Origin of the sequence: Halomonas meridiana (assembly GCF_009846525.1) — a bacterium.
Classification (GTDB): Bacteria; Pseudomonadota; Gammaproteobacteria; order Pseudomonadales; family Halomonadaceae; genus Vreelandella.
The window spans coordinates 3190421-3210388 of record NZ_CP024621.1; the positions used below are offsets into that span (position 1 = coordinate 3190421).

Below are 19968 nucleotides of genomic sequence, written 5' to 3' on the forward strand. Positions count from 1 at the left end.
GAAGCCGTTGTTTAACTATTGATGCGCCGGTTGACCACGCTGGGCGCACGGCGCAGCCGCTCCTCTTCACCAAGCTGCTCGGCTTCGAACGCATCGGCCCCTACCGGGGTTTCACCGTGGCGACGGTAGAGCTGGGTCAGCATGGCTTTGCGGTCTGCGCGCAGTTCGCGCACCAGCACGATGACCATCATATACAGAATGAAGGTAAACGGTAGCGCTGAGAGCACGGCGGCCGACTGCAATCCAGACAGCCCCCCAGCCACGATGAGCGTCAGACAGATCGCCGCAATAAGTACCCCCCACACTACCCGCTTATAGAGCGGCGGATTGATGGAGCCGTTGTCGGTCATCTGCGCCACAATATACGAAGCGGAGTCGGCTGACGTCACCAAGAAGATGAAAATCAGCAGCATGGCCACGACGGACAGCACCCCGGAGAACGGCATGAGATCGAACATCTCGAACAGGGCAACGGTGATGTTGGCCTCGGTCGCGGCCGCCAAGCCAACATCGGCACCGCTCATCTCCAGGTTGAGTGCGGCACCGCCAAATACGCCGATCCACAGGCACGCCAAGAGCGGCGGCACGAACAGCACCCCGAAGACGTACTCTTTGATGGTACGGCCACGGGAAACCCGCGCAACGAAGGTGCCAACGAAAGGCGACCAAGCAATGACCCATGCCCAATAGAAGATGGTCCAGCTACTGGCCCACTGATTGTCGCTGTAGGGCGAAATTCGCAGGCTCATGCCAATGAAGTTCTGAAGATAGTCACCGATCCCGAGCGTGATGGTCTCAAGAATGGCAATGGTCGGGCCAGTGAACAGCACGTAAAGCATCAGGCCAATACACAGCGCCATGTTCAGGTTGGAGAGCCGTTTAATGCCTTTATCGAGTCCTGACCAGGTCGACGCCATGTACGCACAAAACATCACGAAGAGAATGACGAATTGCCAAAACCCGTTCTCCGGCAGGCCAAAGACCGCGTTGAGACCGCCGTTCATTTGTAAGACGCCAAGCCCCAGCGACGTCGCCACTCCCATGACGGTGGCCACCACGGCAAAGACATCCAACCAAGACGCATAAGGGCGAATACGAGGATGCTTGGCCGTGACCGACGACAACACTGACGACACCAGCCCCGCCTGCCCTTTACGGAATTGAAAGTACGCAATGATCAGCCCGACGACAGAGAACGCTGCCCACTGGTGAATCCCCCAGTTGAAGTAGCTGTACTGGATGGCGTAGCGAGCAGCCGCTTCGCTCTCGCCGGGCACATCTCCGTAAGGCGGATTGAGGTAGTGCGTCATGGGTTCCGCCATGCCGTAAAACACCAAGCCTACCCCAAAACCTGCCGCCAGCAGCATGCTGATCCAGGAGAAGAACCCGTAGCTCGGCGTACTGTCCTGTGGGCCCAGGCGCACTTTGCCGTATTTACTCAGTGCCAGGCCAATCAGAAAAACGACAAAGCCAAACACTGAAAAAAGATAAAACCAGCCAAACAGTTCGGTGATGGATGTCAGCGCCGACTCCGCTGCGTTACCAAACGCTTCTGGAAAAGAGGCCCCCACCACCACTAAACCGAAAATAATCACAGCCGATGCGATAAACACCGACTTACCTCCATGGTTTGTCATAGCACCACCCTGGTTAATGAACAACATACGTTCATAAAAGTCATCGCTTATTAACGCTCATCGATAGCAGCTCATAAAACATTAGCTCATAACAACATGACGCATAATGTTAGTGCACTCGTTTAAACCTTAACATTCAATGCTAACGATCGCATGTTAAGTCATTAAGTCAGCAAATTAGTCAACCCTAATTGATTCTTATGACGGCCCTTTGTATAGAAGACCGAAGAAACAGTGAACTTGCTCGTGGTGCGAGGTTCCAAAGGAAGCAAACGAACGATGGAGGCTTTCATGCCACAGATGAATCGCGAACAACGTAATGCCGCTTGGCAGGCTGCCCACCAGTGGCGCGCCCGCGCTGCTCAGACACAACCCAACGGTTTCATGGGCAGTCTCAAACTGCTGCTGACGTGGCTTGCGTTTGGCGCGCTGATGATCGTTGGCGTCGTACTTGGCCTATTTTTCCTACTCGTTGGCTGGGCGATGATGCCGTTTGTTCGCCACAAGATGAAAAAACGCATGGAGCAGATGCGCGCCGATCAGGCGCAAGACATTGGCGGCGGCTATGCAAGTGAACGGCCCACCGGGCAGCAGGATGCGCTCGAAGGGAGCTACGAAGTTAAAGAGGAGCCTCGCCGCTCATCTCGCCACTAGTGTGTCGTTAGGCCCCCAACACCGCCAGCTGCCGCTACGGGGGCGGCTGGATCCAGGCAAATGCCGCGGCCAACGTAAGCGGCATGACGATCAGGCTCCCTAAGTTGCCAATCAACACCAGCGACGCCACCTTGTGCGGTGCCAGCTGGTACTGCTCCGCCACCAAGTAATTCAATACGGCTGGCGGCAGTGCGGCAAACACGAGCAGCGTGGCCGTCTGCAGCGGCGTCAGCGGTATCAGCCACATGAGCGGGAGCGCCACGATGAGCCCGGAGAGTGGGCAAAGCACGGCTCCCAACAAGCCCGTCCGCCAATCACTAAAGTCGATCTCTAGCAGGCGCACGCCCAGGGCAAACAGCATGAGCGGAATACACACGCCCCCCAGCATATGCATGGCTTCCAGCAGCCAGCCCGGCAGCGGCACGCCCCCAACATTGACCAAAAGCCCCGCCACACTGGCCGCGACGATAGGCATCTTCAACATTCTCCACAGCGACGTGCGCGGGTCGAGCATGTAAAGCCCCACCGAAAAGTGCAGCAGCATCTCCACGATGAAGACCACCACCGCCGCTGGCAGCGCTTCCGGCCCAAAGGCCAGCACCAGCAGCGGCACCCCCATGTTGCCGGAGTTATTGAACATCATCGGTGGCAAGAAGACCTTTTTGTCCAACCCCAGCCACTTCACCACGGGCCATAGCACGACCCCTGACCCCAGCACCACCAGCGCGGCCGCGCTGGCGAGCCACGCGTACTCCGCCAGCGGCGCTTGGCGGTCGGCCAGTACCGCAAATACCAGCAGAGGAACGAACAGCTCCATATTGAGGGTGTTCAGACTGCGTATATCGGGCGTGCGGAAACGTCCATAGGCGGCACCGCTGCCGGCAATCAAAAATACCGGCAGCAGCGTGGCTAGAATGTGACCGATCATTAGTAAGACGCCTCATTCTGAGGCCGTGCAGACGGGTGAGTGCACATAGGTTCGTCCTTGTTCTTATTGGAGTCGCCGCCCTGGGGAGGTCGTTATCAGGCTAGCTTTTTACCGATGCTACTGAAAAATGCCTGGCGCGCCAATCAGGGCTCCAGAAAACGCTGCCACAACCTGGTAACCACCTGACGATGTTCTGCAAACTCGCTGACTTGCCCCAACGCCTTGTCTCCCGTCAACGCCGCGCGATGCGTTCGGCTACGGTAGGCCAAATACGCGTCGCGAAGTTGCTCGGCCTCCTCCTGGGTGATGTGCCCACTCTCCGCCAGGGTCTCCAGAATGCGAATATTGTCGCTATAGGTGATCAGCGCTGGCGTTTGGTGGGAAAGCGCCAGCACGGCGTACTGACACAGAAACTCGATATCCACCATGCCACCGGCGTCGTGTTTCAAGTTAAAGGTCGCGTCGGGGCCACTCTCCACCTGTCCTTTGGTACCCAGGTGGTCACGCATTTTGTGGCGCATGCTGACCACGTCGTCACGCAGCGATGCTGGGTCACGCTGACGACGTAAAATCTCGCCACGCAGGGCATCGAACTTTTTGGCCAACGCCTCGTTGCCTGCCACCACGCGCGCGCGCACCAGCGCCTGATGCTCCCAGGTCCAGGCGTTTTGGTGCTGGTAGTCGGCGAAGGCATCGAGGGAAGTAACCAGCAGCCCCGCATTTCCTGAGGGTCGCAGGCGCATGTCCACTTCGTACAGGCTGCCTGCGGGGGTTACGGCGGTGAGCAGGTGGATGATGCGCTGGCCTAGGCGGGTGAAAAACACCGGAGTATCCAGAGGACGCGGACCGTCGGTACTGCCTTTGCCGTCGTTATCGTGCAGGAACACCAGATCCAGATCGGAGCCATAGCCCAACTCGATGCCGCCCAGCTTGCCGTAACCAATCACCAAGAACGCCGGCTCTTGGTGATGACACCCGGCGGGAGCGCCGTGCTTGCGCGTCACGTGTTTCCACGCCATGGCCAGCACCGCATCCAAGATCACTTCGGCGATGTAGGTTAAGTAATCGCTTACTTTCATCAGGTGGCGCGTACCGGCAATATCGGAGGCCGCCACGTGGAGCATCTGGGCGTGCTTGAAAACCCGCAGCGCCTCTAGCTGTGCTTCCTCGTCCTCTTCGGGTATGCGGTTGAGCGTTTGGCGCAGCTCATCGGCCAAACGCGCCTTGTCTGCGGGCGTGTAGAGCGTATCGGGGGTCAATAGCTCGTCCAGCAGGATCGGGTAGCGTGCTAGCTGCTCGGCAATCCAAGGGCTCGCCGAGCAGAGTCGCATGAGATGCTCCAGCGCCTGAGGGTTTTCCCGTAGCAGCGCCAGGTAAGCGGTACGGCGCAACACGGCCTCGATCAGCGGCTGCACCCGCGTCAGCGCGGTGTCCGGGGTCTCGCTCTCGGCAACGGCACTCAGCAGGAGTGGCATGAGCGCATCCAAACGCTCAAAGCCAATGCGCTGCATGCTTTGCACTGCCCGGGAGCTGGAGAGGCTCTGCACGCGCTTGAGCGCTTTTTCCGATTCGTTAAAGCCCGCTTCGCTGAGAAGGGCCTGAGCCTCATCCTCTTCAAGCTCACCGCGCCACAAAAGCCGCCACTGGTGGAGGCTGGCGTCGCTTTGCTCTTCATCGGCCTCTTCTTCAGGGTCCGCGATCACCGCGTCGAAGTGCTGGCGCACCCGCTCGCGGACCTCATCGAGCTGGGCGATAAGTCCGGGCCAATCCTCGTGCCCCATGGCGAAAGCGACGCGCTCGCGGTCCTCATAGTCGTTGGGCAGCATCTGCGTTTGGCGATCTTCCAGCGCCTGAAGGGCGTGCTCCAGATCGCGCAGGAAGGAGTAATCCGGCAGCAGCTCGTCTACCACGGCTTGGGGCAGCAGCCCAAGCTCGGGCAAGCGCTTGAGCGCTGTTTGCAGCGAGGTGACCTGCAGCTCGGTATCACGGCCGCCGCGAATCAGCTGAAACGCCTGCACCACGAACTCCACCTCGCGAATGCCTCCCGGCCCCAGCTTGATATTGCTCTGCATGCCTTTGCGCTTCACTTCCCGGTTGATCATTGCCTTCAGCTCGCGCAGCGATTCGATGGCCCCGAAATCCAGGTAGCGGCGATACACGAACGGCCGCAGGCTCGCCAGCAACTCATGCCCGGCGTCGAGGTCCCCAGCAATGGGCCGCGCTTTGAGCATTGCGTAGCGCTCCCACTCTCGGCCTTGGTCTTGATAGTAGCTGGAGAGCATCGAGAAGCTGCCCACCAGTGGGCCACCGTCGCCCAGCGGGCGCAGGCGCATATCCACGCGGAACACGAAGCCATCCGCCGTCATGGCATCCAGGGCAGCGATCAAACGCTGACCAAGCTTGGTGAAGTACTCTTGATGCTCGAGTGGCTTACGGCCACCTTCGGTCTCGCCCTTTTCAGGGAAGGCAAAAATCAGATCGATGTCCGAGGAGAGGTTGAGCTCCCCGGCGCCCAACTTACCCATTCCCAGCACCACCAGCCGTTGAGACTCACCCTGTCGTCGGGCCGCAGGCGTGCCCCAGCGGGGGGCATAAAAACGCTCCAGCCAACCCAGCGCCGCGTCGGTGCACACTTCCGCCAGCCAAGAGACCGACCGAGCGGTGTCCCACATGGTGGCACCGTCGGGGCGATTAAGATCGCGCCAAATAATGCCCAGCATACGCGCGCGGCGAAAACGGCGCAGGATACGGTGCAACGCCTCTTCGTCCTCGGCGCTCTCCAGGGCATCATCCAACCACTGAGTCAGCGCTTCCTTGCTGGGGGCGCTATCCAACTCTCCGGCAGCGTCCAGCTCGGCCAGCCAGAGGGGAAAGCGCGCCAGCGTATCGAGAGCAAAGGTGGAAATCGTCACCACTCGGGCGAGCGCTTCCCGGCGGGCAGGAGAGAGCGACTCCCAACTGCTGGAGGGTAGCGGCTGCTTGGTCATCGAGGCGATGTTGTCCGCTTGGCTCAACGCCTCGCTCAGGCGTTGGTGTGCCCCAGCGGCGGCAGGTGCGAGTGCTTTAGGAAGCGTGGCCGTGGGAAATAACGCATCGTGGGTATGCATGAGCACCTCTTTGCCAAGCGGTTGTTATGATTATTAACGACATTCTGGGCCGATTAGCCCATCCATTTTTCCCAGCCTAACAGCCCCCAGGTCAGGCCCGCCATCATCAGCGACAGCATCACCGCCGCCGAGCCAATGTCCTTAGCACGCCCAGATAGCTCGTGGTGTTCGGTGCCAATACGGTCGACCACGTTTTCAATCGCACTGTTTAGTAGTTCGACGATCAGCACTAAAAACAGGCTGCCAACCAGCAGCAGCCAGCTTACTGGGCCTTCGCCGATCCACCAGGCGAACGGCAGCAGCACGGCGGTAATCGCCAGCTCCTGGCGAAAGGCAGATTCGTTGCGAAACGCCGCTTTTAGCCCCTTCCAGGAGTAGCGTGTGGAGTGCAGTAAATGGGTTAACCCCGTGTGACTTGGCTTCATGCCCGTTGTGCCTCAGCTAAGCGTTTCATTAATTGGCCAATATCATTGCATCTAGATCTAACGACAGCGGGTCGAGCACCTCGGGCCAGCTGAGATAAGGTGTGCTGCCGCTCCCGTTCACCAGCACGCTGAACACGCCCCAGCGCCCTTGGGCCGTACGGAAATAGCCTGCCGCAGCGCGCACGGCAAACGGCTGGTTGAGCGTGCCGGTTTTCAGCATGACGTTATGTTGGAACGTGGATGAACCGCGACGAATAAAGCGCATCACCCCATTGGCGGGCGATTGAAAAGAGGCTACGAAACTGGGGAACAGCGCGCTTTGACGGAACATGTCCTCCAGCATGACGTTGACACCGTGGGCCGAGGTACGGTTATCGGTGGTGAGCCCGCTGCCGCTGTGTAGCGTGATCGGGCCATGCCCCGACAGGCGCTGGACATAGGTTTCGATGGCCTGTCCTGCCTGACGCAGCTGCGCCTGGGGCGTTTCCACCAAGTTCAGCGCCAGCACGTCGGCCATGTAGTTGTTGGAGTAGTTCATGGTGCGCAACAGCAGCTCTTGTAGCGGCTGGCTATCCACGGCGGCCAGGCGCTGGGCGCTGCTCGGCGGCTGGCTGGCGCTGACGCGCCACGGATCACGAACGCTGACGCCCGACTGGTTGAGCATACTGAGCAGTACCTGAGCCGTCTTCTCTGCGGCATCCCCCGCACCACGGTAGACATCCCGCGCCACCGCGTTGGTAGAAATCTGCCCCGTCAATCGCATGACATCACCGCGCTCGTCGGTTAGCCGCTCTGCGCTGATCTCGGTACCGCTATTGGCCGGACGCGTGACGACCTGATTATCGATCACGATCAGCGGGTCTTGGCTGTCGCATAGGCCTACCCGGGCAGGTGCCCCCGGCTGGGCGGCCGGCGCGACATTGACACACCAAGTGCCAAAGTTGACGCCTGCCGAGGTGAGCGGCGCGCTGTAGGCATTGGTCACCCGGGTGCGGGCATTGCAGCGGTCCGTGGTGATGCACTCCACCGGCCCGAAGCGCCACTGGCTAACCACCAGCGCGCCGTCAACGCGGTCAACGCCCGCCAGCCGCAAGCGTTGAACGAGCCGCCATAGATCTTCGGTGGTCAGACCTGGGTCACCGCCACCTTCGAACACGAGATCGCCCCTCAGCACGCCATCCTGCACCACGCCGGTACTGACGAGTTGGCTAGTGAAGCGGTGCTGGGGGCCAAAGCGATTCAGCAAGGCCGCCGACATGTACGCTTTGGTGACCGAGGCGGGCGAGAGCTGACGCTCAGGGTTCAGGCTGCCCAGCAACGGGTTGCTGCCGCTATCGGCATCCAGAAGGCGCGCTTCGGCACTGATCGAAAACCCTTTTGCCTCGAGCTGGCTCAATCGGGTGAAGTCGGCCCAAAGCGCAGAACTGGCGCAGAGTGCCGCGGTCGTGAGCCCTGCGACGACACCGTTACGCAGCCAGCGTGCGGAAAAATGGAGTAAACACGTCACGTTGAGCTACCTCAATGCACATTCATTTTGGAAAAGACCTGTAGCGTCACCACGCCCGCCACGATCAGGGTAATGCCCAGCACGGCGGGCAGGTCGGGCTTTTCGCCAAACACCACGATGCCTACCAGCGTGACCAGCACGATACCCAACCCTGCCCAAATGGCGTAGGTCACCCCTACCGGCAGGGTGCGCAGCACCAGGCTCAATAAATAGAACGCAACGGCATAGCCCCCCACCACCAAGAGACTTGGCAGCGGCCGGGTAAACCCCGCCGAGGCTTTTAGCGCACTGGTGGCGATCACTTCTGCCACAATCGCTAGAATCAGATACACAAACGTCATGGGCGCTCCAAGTCGATGCACAAACGCCAGAGCGTTTGGCCACTTTGGTCATATTTGGCTTCAAACGGGGTGAGATAATCACCGTTAGGTTGCAGGGAGGTGACGCTGGCCGTCTGACCGGTGACGACTTCGACGGCCTGGGCAAACTCTTCCACATAGAGCTGCCAGTTCGAGCGCAGCTCCAGCCGCCCGCCCAAAGCTAACAGTGTGGGGAAAACCGGATGGCCATGCCAGCGCATTTTCAAGTGGGCCGACTTGGGATACGGGTTGGGGTACAGCAAATAGTGACGCTCGGGCGCCCAGCCGGCTTCCAGGGCCAGACGCCAAAAATCGACCAAATCGGCGCGCACCAGCAGCGCATTGTCCGGCAGCTCGCCGTGCTCGCGTCCCAGCCGATCTTCGCTGCGATCAACGCCGATCACACGATGTTCTGGGAACTGTATGGCGAGTCGCCGGGTCGATAACCCGACCCCGCAGCCAGCGTCGAGAATCAAGGGTGCCGTATGCTGTTGCCGCCACGCATCGGCCTGCTCGAACGCACGACGCGTGTGGTCGGCAATGGGTTTGCGCAGCGGATGCGCGAGGGCGCGCGCGACTCGGCGCGCCACATCGTGATGCGGACCGGGTTGATTGGACGTCACTGGCCGTGAAGTGTGCTGCATGCCATCCCCTGGGTTAAAAAAAGCGTGATTCTATCAGTCACCCGCGCGCTCGGCATGACGCCGTTGTACGCCCGGTGCTATGATCACGCCCGAGCCATTTGTTCAGCTCACTATTAAGCTCGGATCGGTCACCGTTTTCGGCCTGGTCCGACAATAACTGTTATTAAAAACCACCGCACCACGAGGAACCCGGCTTGTCACACTTACCGGTGATTGTCGGCATGGGCGGCATCAATCCCGCCGGCAGAACCTCGGGCCATCAGGCCTTCCGCCGCACCGTGCTTGATGCTCTACCCGCCGACCAGCAGCGCCAAACCCTGGAAGGCTTGGCGGCACTCATGCGCCTTGCCGAGCACTCCGACAACGGATGGCACGACAGCGCAGGGCAGCCCATCGACGCCCCGGCCCAACGGCTGCGTGATCAGGTGCTTAACCACACGCTGATTCGCCGCAACGAAGACCCGCGCTTTCTCGCCCCTGGCCTGCCGGCAAACCGACGAGCCGACCTGGCCCTGGCCGAGCCGCTGCGCGTGACACTGCGCCGCCGCCAGCTGCCGGAACAGCTACCCGACGGGTGGCAGGTGCGTGAGATCGACGCGCGGCAGGTCGAAGTCACCCTTCCTGCCGGTGCTTTCGACGTGCTGCTGCCTGATGCACAGGAACCCAAGGTCCGGGCCGCGGCCCAGCTGCCCAGCGGCTTCGACCCCGCCAGCCTGTACCGCAGCGTCCACCACCCTCGCGGGCTCTCCATGGCGGTGTTTGGCGCCAGCGACTGCTTAGGCGCCAGCGGCCTCTCTTGGGAAACCCTGCGCCAGCAGCTCAACCCCGACCATATCGCTGTGTACGCGGGCAACTCGATTGGCCAGCTCGATGACCAGGGCTGGGGCGGCTTATTGAAAAGCTTGGTGACCGGCCAGCGCGCCACCTCCAAGCAGATGCCGCTGGGCTATGGACAGATGCCCGCTGACTTCCTCAATGCCTACGTACTCGGCAGCGTAGGCGGCACCGGCGCAGCGCTAGGCGCTTGCGCCAGCTTCCTCTACAACCTGCGCCTGGGCATCGAGGATATCCGCGCAGGCCGTCGCCGGGTGGTGATGGTGGGCACCGCCGATGCGCCGATTACCCCGGAAATTATCGAAGGCTTCCGTGCCATGGGCGCGCTGGCTGATGACGCCAGCCTAAAAGCGCTGGATGCCCTGGAGCTGCTGACCGACGCTGATTACCAGCGCGCCTGCCGCCCGTTTGCCCGCAATTGCGGGTTCACCATGGCCGAAGCGAGCCAGTTCCTGCTGCTGATGGACGACAGCCTCGCCCTCACGCTAGGCGCCGACATTCTGGGCGCGGTGCCAGAGGTCTTCGTCAACGCTGACGGCTACAAGCGCTCTATCTCTGCGCCCGGCATCGGCAACTACATCACTCTGGGCAAAGCGGCCGCGCTGGTCAAAGACATGCTGGGGGAGACCGCGCTGAAAGAGCGCACTTTCCTTCATGCCCACGGCACCAGCACGCCGAAAAACCGCACCACCGAATCCCACGTGTTCGATGAAATCGCCCGTGCGAACGGCATCGAGCAGTGGCCGGTGGTGGCGATCAAAGCGTTCATCGGCCACTCGCAAGGCTCTGCGGCGGGCGACCAGATGGCCAGCGCCCTGGGCAGCTTTGCCCACGGCTTGCTGCCGGGCATCCCGACGTTGGATGCGGTGGCCGATGACGTGTATGCCGAGCGGCTACGCTTTTTCACGACGCCGCAAGCGTTTACTGCCGATGCCGCCTTTATCAACGCCAAAGGCTTTGGCGGCAATAACGCCACGGGTGTCGTGCTCTCGCCCGACGTCACCGAGCGCCTGCTGGTCAAGCGCCACGGCCGTGCGGCCATCGATGCCTGGAAAGGCCGCCGCGAAGCCGTCCGCGCTAACGCCGCGGCTTATCTCGCCGACGCCGACCGGGGACACTATGCACCTCGCTATCAGTTTGGCGAAGCGGTGCTGGAAGGCCCAGAGCTTGAGATACACGCAGACCGCATCCACATTCCCGGCTACGATCAGGCGGTGTCACTGGCCGCCGACAACCCGTTTGGTTCGCTAGACGAGGAGACGCCGACATGAGCACCCGCCGCGAAAATATCGCCGTCTACCCAGGGACGTTCGATCCGATCACCAACGGTCATTACGACCTGATCGAGCGCGGCGCGCGCATGTTCGACAAAGTGGTGATTGCCGTGGCGGCCAGCCCTGGCAAACGCCCCAGCCTGGATTTAGAGACGCGCATTGCGCTGGCGGAGTCGGTGTGCGCATCGCTGCCCAATGTCAGCGTCATTGGTTTCTCGACGCTGCTCACCACCATGATGCACGAGCAGGGCGCAACCATCATTCTGCGCGGCCTGCGTGCGGTCTCCGATTTCGAGTACGAGCTGCAGCTGGCCAACATGAATCGTGCTCAAAACCCGGAGCTCGAGAGCGTGTTTCTCACCCCGGCGGTGGAAAACTCTTATATCTCCTCGACCATCGTGCGGGAAATCGCCAAGCTGGGCGGCGATATTTCGCCGCTGGTGCATCCGCAGGTCGCAGAGGCGCTGCGTAAGCACTACACTACCTAGCTATCGATATTGTTGAGTAAAACACTCGGGTATCTGATTGCCCGAGTGATACGCCATTCGTGAGGTATGCCCATGGCCCTGATGATCACCGACGAATGCATTAACTGCGACGTCTGCGAACCGGAATGCCCTAATGACGCGATCTCTCCTGGTGAGGAGATTTACGTGATCAATCCCAATTTGTGCACCGAGTGTGTCGGCCACTTCGACGAACCTCAGTGCCAGCAGGTGTGCCCGGTGGACTGCATTCCCCTCGACCCAGAGCGCCCCGAGACCCAAGAGCAGTTGATGGAGAAGTACCGCATCATTACTGCCGCTTAACTCTCCCACTCAAGATGTGCCTGAACGTCTGCAAGCGAAGGTCACTCTGAATGCGTATTTGGACCCTCGCTTGGCCCATCATACTCTCCAACATCACCGTGCCCCTGCTGGGGCTGGTGGACACGGCCGTGGTCGGGCACTTGCCCGATTCCCGCTATTTAGCCGGCGTTACCCTCGGTGCCACCCTATTCAGCTTCCTTTATTGGGGCTTTGGCTTTTTGCGCATGGGCACCACCGGGCTGGTGGCCCAGGCCATTGGGCGTGAGGCGTCGAGCGACGTTCGCAACCTGCTCGGCCAGTCGCTCATCATGGCGCTCGTCATTGGCACCCTATTGATCGTGTTTGGCTCGCCGCTGATCTCTCTTGGCCTGTGGTTACTGGATGGCAGCGCCGAGGCCACGCCGCTGGCCCGCGAGTATGCCGAGATTCGCCTCTGGTCGGCCCCTGCCGTACTGGCCAACTACGCCATTCTGGGGTGGTTCTTAGGGCAGCAGAACTCCCGCGTCACGCTGATGATTCTGCTGCTAACCAACAGCGTGAACATCCTGCTCGATCTGTGGTTCGTCGTCGGTCTAGGGATGACCAGCAACGGCGTCGCGCTGGCCAGCGTGTTTGCGGACTACAGCGCGCTGGCGTTTGGCGGCTATTTGGTGCTGCGCCAGCTGGGGCATTTGGAAGGCCGCTTTCAGCGCCAGCGGCTGCTGGCACTGAAGGCGTACTCGGCACTGTTCAACGTCAACGCCAACCTGTTCGTGCGTACCCTGGGGCTGCTGTTTGCCATGGCATTTTTTACGGCGCAAGGTGCCCGCCAGGGCGATACCGTGCTTGCCGCCAATGCCGTGCTGCTGCAGTTCATCATGCTCACCAGCTACGCCTTGGATGGCTTTGCCCACGCCGCAGAATCGCTAGTAGGGCGCGCTTACGGCCGCCGCGACTGGCGGGAGTTTGCCGCTACGGTGCGCGCCACGGCTCACTTCTCGTTCTGGACCTCCGCTGCGGCGGCACTGCTGTTTGCAGTGGGGGGTAACCAGCTCATTGCCCTGCTCACCGGACTTGATGATGTACGCGCCACCGCAGCTATCTATCTACCGTGGATGGTGGTCATGCCGCTCATCGCCGTGTGGAGCTATCTATTCGACGGCGTGTTTATCGGCACTACGGCGGTGAGGGAAATGCGCAACAGCATTTTTGCAGGCCTCGCCGTTTACCTACCTACTTGGTGGTTCTGCCAGGGACTGGGCAATCACGGCCTCTGGCTGGCGTTTACGCTCTTCACCCTGACTCGCTCGGCCGTGCTCATTGGTTACTACCGCCGCTACCGGCTGACCCGCTGGCATGCGCCCCCCCGCGTGTCTCACCTTTGATCAGCAGCGTTGAACGCCACAACGGGCAGGGCTAGCTAACTGCGCTACCGTAGTGTGATGCGACAATGCTAAACGCCCTGCGCATTGGCCGTTGAGGGATGAAAATTGTGCCGCACCGCCGTATATTAGCCGCGCACTTCCTAATAACGAATAAAGTGAGCACTCCATGCTAAAACTCATATCAAAACCAGCGGTTAAGCTGGTCGAGCGTTATTTGCCAGACCCGTATATCTTCGTCCTCTTGCTAACCCTCATTGCCGCCGTCGCCGCCATTGCGGTAGAGCGTCAAACGCCCTTGGCCGTGCTGCGTATGTGGGGTGACGGCTTCTGGGGCTTGCTGACCTTCTCGATGCAGATGCTGCTCGTGCTGGTCACCGGCTTTATGCTGGCAAGCTCGCCACCGGTAAAACGCATTCTGCAAAAAATTGCCGGTACCGCGAAATCACCCGGCGGCGCGATCATTCTCGTCACGCTGGTGTCACTGGCGGCTAGCTGGATCAACTGGGGCTTTGGCCTGGTGGTCGGCGCGCTGTTCGCCAAAGAGCTGGCGCGTGTGATCAAGGTTGATTACCGCCTGCTGGTGGCCAGCGCCTACTCGGGCTTCGTGGTGTGGCACGGCGGTTTGGCCGGTTCGGTGCCGCTGACGATTGCCACCGAAGGCCACTTCTCTGCGGACCAGATCGGCGTGATTGGCACAGGCTCGACCATTTTCGCCTTCTTCAACCTGGCCATCGTCATCTGCTTATTCATCGCCGTGCCGCTGGTTAACCGCATGATGCTGCCCGATGAGAAAGACAGCGTCTACGTCGACCCCAAACTGCTCGACGACGAGCCAGAGCCCATAGGCCGTATCACGCGACCTGCCGAAAAGCTCGAAAACAGCATGCCGCTGGCGCTGCTGGTGGGCGTGCCGGGCCTACTGTTCCTGCTCGACCACTTCATTCTGCGCGGCGGCGGCCTGAACCTGAACGTGGTGAATTTCATGTTCCTGTTCCTGGCGATCGTGCTGCACCGCACGCCCCGCAACCTGCTCACTAGCCTGAACGAGGCCATTAAAGGCGGCGCGGGTATCGTGATTCAGTTCCCCTTCTATGCGGGCATTATGGCGATCATGGTGCAGTCGGGCCTTGCACAGAGCATGTCCGAATGGCTGGTCTCGTTTGCAACCGCGAACTCGCTGCCGTTCTGGTCGTTCATTAGCGCCGGTATCGTGAACCTGTTCGTGCCTTCCGGCGGTGGTCAGTGGGCGGTACAAGCGCCGGTCATGCTGCCTGCCGCAGAAGCGCTGGGGGCCGACATTGCCCGCGTGGCCATGGCGGTGGCCTGGGGAGACGCCTGGACTAACCTGCTGCAACCTTTCTGGGCACTGCCAGTACTGGCGATTGCCGGCTTGAAAGCGAAGGACATCATGGGCTTCTGCCTGATCCAGCTGTTCATTACCGGTATTATCATTTCCGTGGGCTTGGTCTGGTTCTAAGCGGCTAAGCACGACGTCAACGCCCGCCCCTTTGGTATCGCCTGGGGGCGGGCATTTTTAATCGTAAGGTGACCTTTATGTCCGACGCCTCTGCTGTACCCAACGCCCCAGACCAGAGCCTTGAACACAGCGCCTTACCGGGCCAGCACGAGCTCTCCATGACGGTCTTGATGACGCCGGACATGGCGAACTTCAGCGGAAAAGTGCACGGCGGTGCTATTCTTAAAAAGCTCGATGAAGTCGCCTACGCCTGCGCCAGCCGCTACTCCGGCCACTACGTGGTGACGCTCTCGGTGGATCAGGTACTGTTCAAACAGCCAATCCATGTAGGCGAGCTGGTGACGTTTCTCGCCAGCGTGAATCACGTGGGTCGCTCCTCCATGGAGATTGGTATCAAGGTAGTGGCCGAGGATATTCGCCAGAAGCTGATTCGCCATACCAATAGCTGTTACCTCACCATGGTGGCCGTGGACGCCGACGGCAAACCCGCCCGGGTGCCACCCCTGCCGCTGGAGACCCCGCTGCAGAAGCTGCGCTTCGAAAAAGCCGCGCTGCGCAAGAAGCTACGCAAACAGGCAGAGCGTGAAGAGGAGCTGACCCAGCAGCATCACCAGCAGCGCTAAGCGCTGCTCTACCCGCGACGACAAGGAGTCATCATGCCCATCAGGCAGCGCTATCCCCACCTGCCCAAGGCCGTTGAGTATGCGCACATCGGCTGGGATCTGCTGATCCTCGCCGCCGTTATTATTAACCTTAGTCTGCTGCTGTTTGACTCGCTGTTTCTGATTGGCCCGATCAACCAAGCGATTGCCGCTATCGCGCCCGGTTTTCACCGTTTTTACGATACGGCGATTCACAGCCGCTTCATGGCCATTGACTTGGTCTTTGTCAGTTTCTTTATTGCCGATGTGCTGCTGGGCTGGGCCGTGGCGATTGCCGAGCGGCGCTATCACCGCTGGTTTTTTTACCCGTTTGTGCACTGGTACGACGTGCTGGGCTGCATTCCGCTCAGTGGATTCCGTTGGCTGCGCGTGTTTCGCGTCATCTCGCTCCTGCACCGGCTACATCGGCTGCGCTTGATCGACGTGACGCGCTGGTCGGTCTATCGGTTTTTTGCCAAGTACTACGATATTCTGCTGGAAGAACTCTCTGACCGTATTGCGCTACGCCTGCTTGGCAATGTTCAGGAGCAGATCGTTGCCAGCGACTCGCTCACCGAGCGCGTCATCGAGCGGGTGATCATGCCGCGTAAAACCCAGCTCATCCATGAAATTGCTGAGCGCTTAGAGGCCACGGCAGGCCGAGCCTATCAGCAAAATCGCACCGCCATCATGGCGGCCATCGATGATCTGGTGAGCCGCACGCTGCGGGAGAGCCCAGAAATTCGACGGCTTCACCGCTTACCCATGGGGCAGACCGCATCTAGTGCGATGCAAGCCTCGATCAGCAGCGTCGCCCAGCGATTGGTGGATGAAATGGCCCAGGGCATGCACTCCCCCGCCTTCCGCCAGCTCGTGGAGCGAACGGCTGAAAATGGCTTTGACAGTTGGCTAACCGTCGACGACACCAGCGCCAAAGTGACCGAGCAGGTGCTTTACGACGTGCTCGAAATGCTTAAAGAGCAGGTACGCCACCAGGGTTGGAAAGACCGCTACGACTAACTAGACCGTGGCGGTCGCCAAGGGCGGCTGCTCAAGGCTCGCTCGAAGAATCGCCAGCGCACGCTTGAGCGCCGTTTGGTCGGCGGCGGCACCGATGCAAATCCGCACCGCCTGGGGGGCGGGGGCGCTGCCCACGCAGAAGGGTTCCGCGCTGGTCACTTTAACGCCCTGCTGATGGAGCCGTTCGCACAGCTCTAGCGCCCGCACGCCATCGGGCAGCGTTAGCCATACGTTGCTGCCGTTTGGCTGGCGGCTCAGCGAATAGCCCGCCAGATGGTCCGTCACGATCTGCTGCCGCGCCGCCAGCTCCTGGGTTTGCCACGCCAGTAGCTCGTGTGCGGAGGGCTGGCTCACCCAGTGGCAGACCAAATCCACCATGAGCGGTGGCACCATCCAACTTTGCGCCCTCAATGCCGCCGCCAGCCGTTCCAACAGCGCAGGCGGCGCGCGCAGCACGCCCATACGCAGCCCGCCTGCCAGCACTTTCGCCGTGCTAAACACAAACAAGGTTCGCTCTGGTGCCAGCTCATACAGCGGCGTGCCGCGCTGCTCATCGGGTAGGTACTGCACACCATCCTCCAGCAGCCATATATCGTAGCGTCTCGCTAAAGCCACAAGCTGCTCCCGGCGCGCTTCGCTCAGGCAGAGGCCGGTGGGGTTGTTTTGATCGGGAGTGAGATAAATCAAGCGGGGCGGCTGGCGAGCGCACTGTGCTTCCAGCGCCTCCATGCACATCCCATCTTGATCAAAGGGAATGCCGACCACCTTGAGATGCGCCTGCTGGGCGGCACTGATGGCTCCTGGGTACGTCAGCGCATCCGCAGCGACCAGCTCCCCCGGGCGCAAAAGTGTGCCGAGCGTTAGGCTAATGCCGTGTTGCCCGCCTTGAGTAATCAGCAGTTCCTCCGCGTTCAGGGGCATGCCTAACTGCGTGAGCCACTGAGAGAGAGCGGCGCGGTGGTGGTCACTGCCTTGAGAACTTGAGTAAGCCACGCTGCGCCTGAGCGCATCCGCCGAGGTGCTTAACGCACTCAGTGCCGTGCTCATCGCCTGCTCTCGCAGGGGGTGGGGCGGCGGTAGGCTGAGGCTTAAATCAATCGTGTCCTCACCGGCTTGCGTAGCAGGCTGACCGCCAAATACACGGGCTGGCCCGCGCTGTTTCACGTAGGTGCCGCTGCCTACCCGGGCACTCACCCAGCCGCGTTGCTCTGCTTCAGCGTAGCCACGGGTGACCGTGCCCACGGTGACGCCTAACGCATCCGCCAATCGTCGCTGGGGCGGCAGCTTGTCATCTGGCGCTAATTCACCGCTGGTAATGGCATCACCAATCGCCTGGGCAATCGCCCGATAGCGTGGGCCGCTCATGTGTTCAATGGAAGGCACCCAAATTGTCATGGTGACAATAAAACCTTTGACGTAAAAATTAGCCACATTATGCTAACAAAAACGACCAACAACAACTCAATCATCACAATTGTATGGATACAAAAAATGAACAGTGAATGGCTAATCCTTGGCCCAGCAGCGCTCTATATGATGTCGATGACGCTCACTCCGGGGCCCAACAACATCATGCTTACCGCTTCTGGGGCCAACTTTGGCTTTCGACGTACGATGCCGCATATGTGGGGAATTTTAGGAGGCTGTTTCTTACTGTTTGCCAGCATTGCACTGGGGCTAGGCGTGCTGTTCGAACGCTTCCCTGTGGTGCAAACCACGCTGCGCTGGATAGGGAGTGCTTATTTGCTCTACCTTGCCTGGAAAATCGCCACCGCACCGCCGCCCAATTTACACGGTAGCCAGCACGGGGTACCGCTGACGTTTTGGCAGGCGGCCATGTTCCAATTCGCTAACCCAAAAGCGTGGGTGATGGGGCTGGCGCTCATGGCGGGCTTTTTACCGGAAAGCGGCCAGCCGGTCATCAATGCTTTCGTACTGGCCGGGTTTGCGGAGCTGGTGGCGCTGCCCTGCATTGCCCTGTGGGCCGCGTTTGGCAGCGCCATCGGGCAGTGGATCAAAAGCGACCGAGCATGGCGCGGGTTCAACATCACGATGGGCGTACTCACCGCCGCCTGCGTGTGGCTGATTTTGCGTTAGCCGCAGCGCAGCGCCTCGATCATGTCGTTGCTTTCCAAGTGAATATTGAGCCGATCGTCGCGGTAGTCCATGGTCGCGGCGCTGCCGGGACGCAGCACACGCACCTGACGGGCACCGCTCTGCTCTTCGAGCGTCGCCACGTTGGCCTCATCAAAGGGCGCACCAATCGCGTACTGCACGGCGCTGGCATCGCATGTTTGGTTGGTCGGCGCGGTGGGATCGACCGTCGGCGGCTTCGGCGCGGCGGTTTCACTGGGTGTGCTGCTACATCCGGCGAGCAGTAACACGGCCAGCGCGCTGCCCACGCGTTTTAGATGGCGTGGCGGGGTGGTCATCCTACGATTGACGGGCATCATGATCGCTCTCCCTCGATGACGTTTGTCTGATCACTTGTTTCGCTGTCTTCATACGCAGTGCGGGCCAGACATTGCTGCCTAGCCCGCACGTTGCACAACAAGCTGTTAGATCGAACCTTAACTTGCGGCGTCCTGAACGGCTTGACCGCCCTCTTCAACGTCTTGTCCTGCCCCTGCGATGGTGTTGCAGCCCGCTAGAGCACCCGCAGTGATGAGCAGAATAAAGCTCGTCGCCAGTAGTTTTTTCATCGTGTTCTCCTTAACAAGTCATTCAACATCGGGAAGCTCCGGCGGTAGCCTTACCGCCTGGGAGTGTTTTTAGCGTAACAGATTTTAATAATTTCGCCTGTTTTCGCTGAGTTATCCGCTGCCTGCTATGATGCTTGCCAAACCGTTTGGCTTAGGAGCACTCCGCTTGGCAACCTTTGAACTCGACCCACGCTTAGAAGCAGATACCCTACCTTTAGCGGATCTCCCGCTCTCCCGCGCGCTGTTGATGAACGATGCCCGCTACCCCTGGGTCGTGCTGGTGCCCAGAGTGGCCTCGGTCAGCGAAGTGTTCGAGCTGAGCCAAGCGGAGCAAGCCCAGCTTTGGCGGGAAGCCACTCAACTGGGCGCGGCCATGAAAGAGGCCTTCCAGGGCGACAAACTCAATATCGCCACGTTGGGCAACGTGGTCAGCCAGCTACATATCCATCTGGTGGTGCGCTATACCGATGACGCCAGCTGGCCCGCGCCGGTGTGGGGCAACGGCACTCCCAAGCCTTATGAGCTCGCCCAGCAGGGGGAACGCCGGGAACAGCTGCTAGCGCACATTGAGGGGCTGTCGCTTTAA

20 protein-coding genes are annotated in these 19968 nt (G+C 60.4%); 10 read left to right on the forward strand and 10 right to left on the reverse strand.

Annotation, left to right across the window (positions count from 1 at the left end; genetic code table 11):
- Window positions 1-11: 11 nt before the first annotated feature.
- Entirely contained in the window at window positions 12-1637 is a 1626-nt protein-coding gene (locus CTT34_RS15190; RefSeq protein WP_159343177.1) for a BCCT family transporter, read from the reverse strand.
- A 291-nt stretch (window positions 1638-1928) separates the two neighbouring features.
- Here CTT34_RS15190 and CTT34_RS15195 point away from each other — a divergent pair, with 291 nt between their 5' ends.
- The gene (locus tag CTT34_RS15195; protein ID WP_159343178.1) at window positions 1929-2291 is read left to right on the forward strand and encodes a hypothetical protein; all 363 of its coding nucleotides are present in this window, start codon (window positions 1929-1931) and stop codon (window positions 2289-2291) included.
- A gap of 34 nt (window positions 2292-2325) precedes the next feature.
- Here the strand turns inward: CTT34_RS15195 and CTT34_RS15200 are convergent, their stop codons facing one another.
- The 6 genes from CTT34_RS15200 to trmB all read right to left on the reverse strand — a co-directional run bounded on the left by CTT34_RS15200 (window position 2326) and on the right by trmB (window position 9261).
- Window positions 2326-3219 (reverse strand): AEC family transporter, encoded by an 894-nt coding sequence (locus CTT34_RS15200; protein WP_159343179.1) that lies wholly within the window; start codon window positions 3217-3219, stop codon window positions 2326-2328.
- Between the two features lie 143 nt (window positions 3220-3362).
- Window positions 3363-6326 carry a bifunctional [glutamate--ammonia ligase]-adenylyl-L-tyrosine phosphorylase/[glutamate--ammonia-ligase] adenylyltransferase gene (glnE, locus tag CTT34_RS15205; RefSeq protein WP_159343180.1) on the reverse strand — a complete coding sequence of 988 codons (2964 nt, stop codon included), beginning with the start codon at window positions 6324-6326 and terminating at the stop codon, window positions 3363-3365.
- 53 nt (window positions 6327-6379) lie between these two features.
- On the reverse strand, window positions 6380-6751 hold the full coding sequence (locus tag CTT34_RS15210) for a diacylglycerol kinase (RefSeq protein WP_159343181.1): 372 nt from the start codon (window positions 6749-6751) through the stop codon (window positions 6380-6382).
- Between the two features lie 28 nt (window positions 6752-6779).
- Window positions 6780-8225: a D-alanyl-D-alanine carboxypeptidase/D-alanyl-D-alanine endopeptidase gene (gene dacB / locus CTT34_RS15215; protein ID WP_390620284.1), complete on the reverse strand. Its 1446-nt coding sequence runs from the start codon at window positions 8223-8225 to the stop codon at window positions 6780-6782.
- 44 nt (window positions 8226-8269) lie between these two features.
- On the reverse strand, window positions 8270-8599 hold the full coding sequence (locus CTT34_RS15220; protein ID WP_159343183.1) for a DMT family transporter: 330 nt from the start codon (window positions 8597-8599) through the stop codon (window positions 8270-8272).
- Window positions 8596-9261 (reverse strand): tRNA (guanine(46)-N(7))-methyltransferase TrmB, encoded by a 666-nt coding sequence (gene trmB / locus CTT34_RS15225; protein WP_159343184.1) that lies wholly within the window; start codon window positions 9259-9261, stop codon window positions 8596-8598. The genes CTT34_RS15220 and trmB overlap by 4 nt, the downstream gene beginning before the upstream one ends.
- 221 nt (window positions 9262-9482) lie before the next feature.
- Here trmB and CTT34_RS15230 point away from each other — a divergent pair, with 221 nt between their 5' ends.
- The 7 genes from CTT34_RS15230 to CTT34_RS15260 all read left to right on the forward strand — a co-directional run bounded on the left by CTT34_RS15230 (window position 9483) and on the right by CTT34_RS15260 (window position 16680).
- Window positions 9483-11366: a beta-ketoacyl synthase gene (locus CTT34_RS15230; protein ID WP_159343822.1), complete on the forward strand. Its 1884-nt coding sequence runs from the start codon at window positions 9483-9485 to the stop codon at window positions 11364-11366.
- On the forward strand, window positions 11363-11857 hold the full coding sequence (coaD, locus tag CTT34_RS15235; protein ID WP_159343185.1) for a pantetheine-phosphate adenylyltransferase: 495 nt from the start codon (window positions 11363-11365) through the stop codon (window positions 11855-11857). The genes CTT34_RS15230 and coaD overlap by 4 nt, the downstream gene beginning before the upstream one ends.
- A gap of 72 nt (window positions 11858-11929) precedes the next feature.
- Window positions 11930-12178 (forward strand): YfhL family 4Fe-4S dicluster ferredoxin, encoded by a 249-nt coding sequence (locus tag CTT34_RS15240; RefSeq protein ID WP_039182874.1) that lies wholly within the window; start codon window positions 11930-11932, stop codon window positions 12176-12178.
- 50 nt (window positions 12179-12228) lie between these two features.
- Entirely contained in the window at window positions 12229-13542 is a 1314-nt protein-coding gene (locus CTT34_RS15245; protein WP_159343186.1) for an MATE family efflux transporter, read from the forward strand.
- Between the two features lie 166 nt (window positions 13543-13708).
- Window positions 13709-15019, forward strand: a complete 1311-nt coding sequence (locus tag CTT34_RS15250; RefSeq protein ID WP_159343187.1) for a short-chain fatty acid transporter — start codon at window positions 13709-13711, stop codon at window positions 15017-15019.
- 77 nt (window positions 15020-15096) lie between these two features.
- Window positions 15097-15642 (forward strand): acyl-CoA thioesterase, encoded by a 546-nt coding sequence (locus tag CTT34_RS15255; protein ID WP_159343188.1) that lies wholly within the window; start codon window positions 15097-15099, stop codon window positions 15640-15642.
- Between the two features lie 33 nt (window positions 15643-15675).
- Entirely contained in the window at window positions 15676-16680 is a 1005-nt protein-coding gene (locus CTT34_RS15260) for an ion transporter (RefSeq protein WP_159343189.1), read from the forward strand.
- On the opposite strand, the gene CTT34_RS15265 is transcribed toward CTT34_RS15260, so the two are convergent.
- Window positions 16681-18075, reverse strand: a complete 1395-nt coding sequence (locus CTT34_RS15265; RefSeq protein WP_159343190.1) for an aminotransferase-like domain-containing protein — start codon at window positions 18073-18075, stop codon at window positions 16681-16683. It abuts the gene before it with no gap.
- Between the two features lie 96 nt (window positions 18076-18171).
- Here CTT34_RS15265 and CTT34_RS15270 point away from each other — a divergent pair, with 96 nt between their 5' ends.
- Window positions 18172-18777: a LysE family translocator gene (locus CTT34_RS15270; protein WP_159343191.1), complete on the forward strand. Its 606-nt coding sequence runs from the start codon at window positions 18172-18174 to the stop codon at window positions 18775-18777.
- Here CTT34_RS15270 and CTT34_RS15275 read toward each other — a convergent pair.
- Window positions 18774-19133 carry an I78 family peptidase inhibitor gene (locus CTT34_RS15275; RefSeq protein WP_254436402.1) on the reverse strand — a complete coding sequence of 120 codons (360 nt, stop codon included), beginning with the start codon at window positions 19131-19133 and terminating at the stop codon, window positions 18774-18776. The two genes, CTT34_RS15270 and CTT34_RS15275, sit on opposite strands and share 4 nt — an antisense overlap.
- Window positions 19134-19250: 117 nt before the next feature.
- On the reverse strand, window positions 19251-19382 hold the full coding sequence (locus tag CTT34_RS15280) for an entericidin A/B family lipoprotein (protein ID WP_044630151.1): 132 nt from the start codon (window positions 19380-19382) through the stop codon (window positions 19251-19253).
- Between the two features lie 166 nt (window positions 19383-19548).
- Between CTT34_RS15280 and CTT34_RS15285 the strand changes: the two genes are divergently transcribed.
- A complete protein-coding gene (locus CTT34_RS15285; protein ID WP_159343192.1) occupies window positions 19549-19968 on the forward strand; it encodes an HIT domain-containing protein in 420 nt (139 codons plus the stop codon).